Here is a 7,818-nt window from a genome sequence, read left to right as displayed (position 1 = left end):
CCCCCGCCTGCAGGAAAATGGCGCATTGAACCAGCCCCTTTTCACAGCCATTGCACGCATGATTTACGGGCGTGGGTTACCTCGAATGAGTGAGCTGGACCGCTTCCTCAATCATCCCCGCCTGCAGGAAAATGGCGCATTGAACCTGCCCCTTTTCACAGTCATTGCACGCATGATGGACGGGCGTGGATTACCCCCAATGGTGGAGCTGGACCGACTCCTCAATCATCCCCGCCTGCAGGAAAATGGCGCATTGAACCTGCCCCTTTTCAGAGTCATTTCAGATATAATGCTACGTCGTGGGTTACCCCCAATGGGGGAACTGGAGCCGCTCCTCAACCACCCCCGACTAGAGGAAAATGGCGCATTGAATTCGTCACTTTTCTGCGCCATTGCAGGCATGAAGTACCGGTACGGATTACCCCAAATGAGTGAGCTGGACCGCTTCCTCAATTACCCCTGCCTGCAGGAAAACGGCACATTTAACCTGCCCCTCTTCTACGCCATTACTGGCATGATGCATGGGCACCAGTATCCCTCATTGTGTCAGTTGGAGCGACTGTTCAATCACCCCCGCCTGCGGGAAAACGGCGCGTTGAATCAGCACCTTTTCATTACCATTGCGGGCATGATGAACAATCAAGGGTTACCCCAATTGAGGGAGCTGGACCAACTCCTCAATCACCCTCGCCTGCAGGAAGAAAATGGCACATTGAACCTCCCCCTTTTCAGTGCCATTGCGGGCATGATGTACAATCATGGGTTACCCCAATTGAGAGATCTGGACCAATTCCTCAATCACCCTCAACTGCAGGAAAATGGCAAATTGGACCTGCCCCTATTATGCAACATGGCAATCACCATGCATGGACGTGGGATATCCCACATAATCGAGCAATACTTATAAGTTACTGCCACTGACGGACTGATTGTTAGCCCGGAACCAATCAGGTCGGCACGATTCATATTCCGCAGGGCCTGACGCAGGAAAGACTACTGCCCTTTATGCTCTCCTTTTACCTGCTCTCGCAACGCTCTCTTCAATATTTTACCCGTGGCACTGAGTGGGAATTCCTGAAAAATTCGCACATATCGTGGGTATTTGTAGTCCCCCAGATGTTGCCGTGCCCAGGTCTTAATCAATTCCGGTGACAGCTCACGACCTTCATGCAGAATCAGGCACGCCATAATCTCTTCAACGTAGTAATCATCAGGTACACCGATTACCGCTGCCTGCATAATATCGGGATGAGCCAGTAACACCTCTTCAACCTCACGGGGGTAAACATTAAAACCGCCACGAATAATCAGATCTTTCTTCCGGTCTACTATGTAGTAATTACCCGCCTCATCACGGCGGGCGATATCGCCCGTGCGGAACCAGCCATCTTGCAGCACCTCTGCCGTCTTCTCTGGCTTATTGAAGTACCCTTTCATCACGTTGTGGCCACGAATGGCCAGCTCACCATCCTGACCAAAAGGCAGCGCACTACCCTCAGCATCAACCACTTTCATTGTGACACCAGGGATTGGCCGTCCAATGGAGCCGGGGATGCGCGCCTGATCCAGGGTATTGAAACAGGCTACAGGTGACGTCTCTGAGAGACCATAGCCTTCAAGAATGGTGACGTTGAAATTGCCCTCAAATGTCTGCAAAACGTCCACAGGCATAGGGCCTCCACCACTGACACACAACCTCAACTTATCGGTAATGGCCTGCCGTTCACCTGCAGACAATTCAGCCTTAGCGCCATTAAGGGCAACATACATGGTCGGCACACCCGCGAAGTAGGTGATCTGCTCCTGCGCCAGCAGCTTCAGCGTTTTCAATGCCTCAAAACGAACCATCAATACCATGGTGGATGACGATGCCACGGCATGGAGCATATGGGCCGTCTGGGCAAAACTATGAAACAATGGCAAAACCACCAGATGGCTATCATTCACACCGGTCATCAATAAGGTCGAACAGATAAGTGCATTCATCGACAGGCTATAGTGAGTGAGTTCAGCACCTTTTGGCTGCCCGGTTGTGCCAGATGTGTAGAGAATCGCGGCAGTATCTTCCGGGCCTCTATCCTGCGGGTCTGCCAGTGCGCTGCCGGATAGCAATGTGGTTAGCGTGGGCTCACCTCGCCACTCATCCTGGTTAAGGTCTCCGGTAATGGCAAAAAAATGCTCACAGCTGCTCACCCGCTGAAAGGCTTCGAGTCCAAACTGCCCCAATGGCAGATCATCCGAACCTTCAAAACACAGATAGGCGACAGCCTGACTATCGGTAAGATGATAGGCGATCTCTTTTGGCTTCAGCAGAATATTCAACGGCACCACAACCGCACCGGCAGTGAGAATACCGTAATAAACCATCAGGAACTGGGGAATATTCGGGCAACTGACCGCCACCCGGTCACCGGGCCGGATACCTTTGTGCTGTAAACCTTGACCAATAGTGGCAGCCGTATCTTTTAATACCTGGTAACTGATACACCGTTCATCAGAAACGATGGCGGTTTTCTCAGGATAGACAGCAGCGCTCCGGAACAGGAAATCAGCAAGATTGGGCATGAGACCGACACCCCAGGGAAATAAAAACTAACTCTTCTCAAAAAATAGACACCAACCTGCGAAAGCTCAAACCGGGACCGTCAAAACAAACTGACCTGTGACGTGATGATGTTGTCAAAATCCATATCAATAAACGGCAGGAAAGGTCAGATGGCTATCAGCAACTTAATGCTCCCTTTACAGTCAGGGTTCATGGATCAATCAAGTCGGAAGAATCTGACTCAACATCATCTTTAGTCAGTTTCCTGGTAATAGTATGTGAAGTAGTTACAGGAAGTTCAGGCTGAGGAAGCCTGGATTGACAACAGTCAGCGGCTGAACGGGAAAATTGTCCCCGGGGAGTTTCTCTGAATTCTACTAACATCTCTTGCAACGCTTCAACTGCTGATTTAGCCATAGTATTACTGATTTCCTTCCTATCACGAAGTAAAGTATATTTATGCTGTACACTAAATCCCTGCCAGAGAAATGAAGCCATTTGCTGTCTATCCCCGAAGGCCCCGGGAACCGATCTTGATGGCCTGATATATTGAACGCTGTTTTCTTCGCCATCCAGCTTAGACCGCCTTTTAACAGTCGTTCTTTTATTCTGAAACCATGATTTAACCTGCTCTTCTGTCATCAGCAACTCTGAAGCCAGAAAAGATCTTTCATCGTTTGTCAGATAAGCACAACGTTGAAATGCTTTATTAAGTTGTTGAACTTTCCATTTAGGATAAATTGTTCGTTTTCTACGTGTTTCAGGCTCAAGGCTTGCTTGCCGGGAATTCGATTCACTGGTATCAGCTTTACTCATCATCTTCCCTGAAGAAGCTGATTGGCAAAGCCCTCCCGGCTCATCCGCAGGTCTGGTGGAAGTGACAGACCAATCAGAAGTCAAATGACCAGAACTCATACCAAGTCCTGACAGTCCCTGACGAACGGTGTGATAAGGGGAAAAAGCTGATGCCATTTCAGGCTGGTCAAGCAGGGGCAGATTCCTTGACACATTACCGACACTTGAAACTCCCTGACCAAATCTACCCGGAGGAAAAAAGTCTCTTGTCAATGACATCCCGGGTAATAAACCACCCGCAGAATAGACTGGCTGAGTATCAGGGTGAGGTATAGCATACCTGCCATAAAAAGTCGTATTTCCAAATTTTGGTCCACTGGCTGAACGGGAGTAAACATTTCCGGATGAGCTGACTGCGCCAGACAAAAATTTATCAGGTGGGTTATGAGGAAACTCTGTAGGATACATAAAATCAGCCAATTCGGTTTTGATAAATCCATACTAGAAGCTAGCATCAAAAAATCTAATTAACAGTAAAAGTTTTTCTGTAAAGCCTGGTGATGTTTAGTTGCAAGTTCATAGATCAATTTTGAGGGAAGAATCTGACTCGTCATCATCATTTAATTCCCCGGTTGGAGTAGTTGGAGGTTCAGGCTCAGGACTCCCGGATTGACCATAGTCAGCAATTGAACAGGAAGATGGTACCTGAGGAGCACCTTTGAAATTCACTAGCATTTCCTGCAACGCTGCAGCTGGTGATTGAGCCTTAGTAAGGCTGATTACATCACTCTCACAAAATAAAGCATATCTCTGCTGTGCAACAACCTCTTGCCGGGAAACTGAAGACATTTGCTGTTTAGTCGAAAGAGTCTGAGAAATCGCTTTTGATGCCCCCTTAGATTGAGCACTGAGACTTGCTCTGGCCAAAGAAGCCAGCCTTTTGGTGTTCGCTCTTTTATTCTGAAACCATATTTTCACCTGTACTTCTGTCATTTGCAACCTTGAAGCCAGAGCACTTTTATCAGTTCTTGTTAAATACTTGGTACGTTGAAATGTATTATTAAGTTCTTGAATTTTCCAGTCATCAAAGATTGTTCTCTTTTGAGGTATTTTACGTACTTTATACCCGCGACGTGATTGCCGGGAATGCAATTCACTCGTATCAGCTTTGCTCTTTATCATCTCAAAAGCAGCTGGCTGGCAACTCTTCCGCCCCACACCCACTTCCTTAGTGGAAGTGGATGTGACAGCTGGCTGGCAACTCTTCCGCCCCACATCCACTTCCTTGGTGGAAGTGGATGTGGCAGCTGGCTGGCAACTCTTCCGCCCCAAATCCACTTCCTTGGTGAAAGTGGATGTGGCAGCTGGCTGGCAACTCTTCCGCCCCACATCCACTTCCTCAGTGGAAGTGGATGTCCAACCATAAGGATAAGGAGGCCCGTAGCCAGAACTCATACCAAACTCTGCCAGTTCCAGCGGTCTAAAGTGATAGGGATTAAAAGCTGATGCCATTGCAGACTGATTAAACAGGGACAAACTCCTTGATACATTACCCACACTTGAAACTCCCGAGCTAAATCTACCCGAAGGGAAAGGGTCCCTTGCCGTTGACATCCCGGGTAATATACTACTCACACAATAGACTGGATGAGCATCAGAGTGCGCTACGGAAAACCTGCCATAAACGGGTCTATCTTTCAGTTCACAGTCTGAACGGGTGTGAGCAGGTCCAAAGCCTGAACGGGAGTAAGCAGATCCAAAGCCTGAACGGGAGTGAACAGGCCCGGATGAGCTAACTGCGCCAGAAAACACAATGTCAGATGAGTTGTGAGAGAGCACTGCAGGATCCATAAAATCAACCAATTTGTTGTAGGTAAATTCATACTAGACGCAAGCATCCAAAAATCTAATGGAAAGTAAAAATTTTTTGCCAAGTTTAAAAATGATTCCGCAGGTTTATAAACCAATTGAGTTGGAAGAATCCGGTACATCATAAACTTTGGTTAATTGACTGGTTGAAGTAGTTACAGGAAGTTCAGGCTCAGGACAACTGGATTGACGATAGTCAGTGGCTGAACAGGAAGACCGTTTCTGAAGTGCACCTTCTATTTCAACTAACATTGTCTGGACTGCATCGACTGGAGATTTAGCAATAGTACTGCTGACTACCTCCCTGTCAGTACGTAAAGTGTACCTCTGCATTACACCAGCTTCTGGCCAGGAGACTGGAAACATTTGCTGTTTGGCCCTCAGGTCTTGAGAAACAGTTCTTGATGAATTCATTGCCCCCATATATTCAGCGCGGTTGCTGGCAATATTTAAAAGAGCCTGTTTTTTGAGCTTCACTCTTTTATTCTGAAACCATATTTGTACCTGATCTTCTGTCATCCCCAAGTTGTCAGCCAGCTTAAATCGATCGGGGCCTCTTAAATAAGCATTATGTTGAAATGCATTATTAAGTTCCTGAACTTTCCATCTGGGAAAGTTTGCTCGTTTTCTACGTTCTTTGTTCCTGGGGTCAGCCCGCCAGGAGGACCATTCACTCGTATCAGTTTTGCTCTTAATGTTCCCGGAAGAAGCTGGTTGGCTAATTTCTCCTTCCACATCCGCTGCTCTGGTAGAAGTGTCAGCCCAGCCATCAGACCTAAGACCACAACTCATACCAAACCCTGTCAGTTCCTGATGGCCCAGGTGATAAGGGGTAACAGCTGATGCCATTGCAGCCTGATTTTGCAGGTACAAAGTCCTTGATACATTACCCACATTACCCACATTACCCACATTACCCACATTACCCACATTACCCACATTTGAAACTCCCACGCCAAATCTATCTGGAGGAAAAAGGCCCCTTGCCGGTAAAATCCAGGGCAATAAACTAATCATGGAATAGACTGGCTGAGTATCAGTGTGCGCTACATAAAACCCGCCATATAAGGGTCTACCTTGTGGTCTACAGGCTGAATTGGTATGAGCAGTGCCGGATGAGCTAACGGCACCAGCCAACGAACTATCAGGTGATTTGGGAGGGAATACTGCAGGATCCATAAAATCAGCCAATTTGTTGTAGATAAGTCCATACTAGACGCAAGCATCAAAAAATCTAATGAACAGTAAAAGTTTTTTCTGCAGGGCCTCTGGGTGAAAGTTCGTCGTCTAACTAACAAACCAGGATTTCACTCGGCTGAAAAGGTCACTCAAGTTATGCTTTCGCTCTGGAGTAATCTCTGACTGGGGACTGTGACTCATAATGATAAGCAGTAACCTCTTTTCCAGAGGCTCTTCCTGAGACTCTCCCGGGTTAACCGAGACATACTCAGCATCAGCACCTTGATGAAGAAGTTCACCCGTATTTGAGAAAACAAAACCCCCGTTTTTCTCGTAAAAGTGTCCTTCAGAGGTCCCCTCAACAGGAAATGCTCCTGTAAACCAGCTTTCTCCGGCACATTTCGCTGTATCCAATCCTCCTCCCGTATAATAAGGAGCGTTCTTTTTAATAACTGAATCGTCATTCATCAACATCACGAGGGTATATTCCCCATAATCACGGTGCCATCCACCTCCACGTAAACCTTTATCGGAAATGTAATTCCGAATTATCGACAACCGGAACATTTCCATAGACTCACCCTTCAATGAGAATTGCCGGGCCAAAACCTCTACACCTTTTATTGCCAGTTCAATCAATGCCTCATTACTGGTCACTAATTGATGTCTAAATTTTTTCCGATCAACAATCCTGCAGCGACAGTCAAACTTTACATTTACTTTGGTTTCTCTTTCATCAGGAATTAAATCAAGTATATATTGTGAGTCACCATCTCCTTTTAACACTTTTGAACAAAGCCTGGATTGCAATCGTGGACGACGAGATTCATCAACAAAATATCCAGAATCTGCATTTATAGCCTCGTTGGCATTTTGCAAAATTTTTTCATCAAATACCGGACGTATAGCCCGGAATGTATCCCCGAATTTAATATCCGCCGATGCCGTTGAAGCAGAGTCCTGCTTCGTTACAGGAGCACCCGTTGTTTGCTGTGAATTTACGTAATGAGCAGGGAAAATCATTTTTAGAACACCTTACAATTTAGCGCGCAAAAAACGTCAAAGGATTAGTCTTATGGGTTCTGATCATATGATCAGCAAATAGTTCAATTGACAGCGCTTCCGTCAAGGCGCTGCATGGACAGGCCATGGCCACCCTCGGTGGTATCGACAGCGTGATCAATAATGCGTGGCAGTGGTCAATCTGACCAGGGCGATGGCTATGGAGGCAACTACCATATTCGGGTGAATAATGTCTGCCCTTGCGCCTGTGCAACACTGATGTTTCTGGCCAATCCGGCCAATGTCGTCGACAAATTCAACCAGGCTTCTAGTTAGTACATCATTTCAATGAGTTTGATGAGAAACATAGAGCCTCAGGACGAACGGACTTAGGAGGTCAATGAAGGAGCCCATCAATTGCATTGAAA

General features: G+C 46.9%; 8 protein-coding genes. 3 read left to right on the top strand and 5 right to left on the bottom strand.

The genetic code is table 11. The features are described from left to right. Window positions 1-907, top strand: a 907-nt coding sequence (locus KDK15_RS16460) for a hypothetical protein (RefSeq protein WP_257296477.1), incomplete at its 5' end; no start/stop codon positions are given. An 86-nt stretch (window positions 908-993) separates the two neighbouring features. On the opposite strand, the gene KDK15_RS16455 is transcribed toward KDK15_RS16460, so the two are convergent. From KDK15_RS16455 to KDK15_RS16445, 3 genes are all read right to left on the bottom strand, one after another. Continuing rightward, window positions 994-2,565, bottom strand: coding sequence for a long-chain fatty acid--CoA ligase (locus KDK15_RS16455; protein ID WP_257296476.1), 1,572 nt, complete (start codon window positions 2,563-2,565; stop codon window positions 994-996). 190 nt (window positions 2,566-2,755) lie between these two features. Further along, complete coding sequence (locus KDK15_RS16450) at window positions 2,756-3,460, bottom strand: homeobox domain-containing protein (protein WP_257296475.1); 705 nt, start codon at window positions 3,458-3,460, stop codon at window positions 2,756-2,758. Between the two features lie 456 nt (window positions 3,461-3,916). Beyond that, entirely contained in the window at window positions 3,917-4,558 is a 642-nt protein-coding gene (locus KDK15_RS16445) for a homeobox domain-containing protein (RefSeq protein WP_257296474.1), read from the bottom strand. Window positions 4,559-4,583: 25 nt separating this feature from the next. Here KDK15_RS16445 and KDK15_RS16440 point away from each other — a divergent pair, with 25 nt between their 5' ends. Then, window positions 4,584-4,766 carry a hypothetical protein gene (locus tag KDK15_RS16440; protein WP_257296473.1) on the top strand — a complete coding sequence of 61 codons (183 nt, stop codon included), beginning with the start codon at window positions 4,584-4,586 and terminating at the stop codon, window positions 4,764-4,766. Window positions 4,767-5,296: 530 nt separating this feature from the next. On the opposite strand, the gene KDK15_RS16435 is transcribed toward KDK15_RS16440, so the two are convergent. Both KDK15_RS16435 and KDK15_RS16430 read right to left on the bottom strand, forming a co-directional pair. Further along, window positions 5,297-6,400, bottom strand: coding sequence for a homeobox domain-containing protein (locus tag KDK15_RS16435; RefSeq protein ID WP_257296472.1), 1,104 nt, complete (start codon window positions 6,398-6,400; stop codon window positions 5,297-5,299). A 96-nt stretch (window positions 6,401-6,496) separates the two neighbouring features. Beyond that, entirely contained in the window at window positions 6,497-7,411 is a 915-nt protein-coding gene (locus KDK15_RS16430; protein WP_257296471.1) for a hypothetical protein, read from the bottom strand. A gap of 162 nt (window positions 7,412-7,573) precedes the next feature. Between KDK15_RS16430 and KDK15_RS16425 the strand changes: the two genes are divergently transcribed. Continuing rightward, window positions 7,574-7,726 (top strand): hypothetical protein, encoded by a 153-nt coding sequence (locus tag KDK15_RS16425; RefSeq protein ID WP_257296470.1) that lies wholly within the window; start codon window positions 7,574-7,576, stop codon window positions 7,724-7,726. Window positions 7,727-7,818: the final 92 nt, after the last annotated feature.

Origin of the sequence: Endozoicomonas sp. YOMI1 (assembly GCF_024606345.1) — a bacterium.
In the GTDB taxonomy this organism is placed as follows: Bacteria; Pseudomonadota; Gammaproteobacteria; order Pseudomonadales; family Endozoicomonadaceae; genus Endozoicomonas.
Note: the sequence above shows the minus strand (reverse complement) of the source record. Positions and strands in the feature narration are given on the sequence as shown.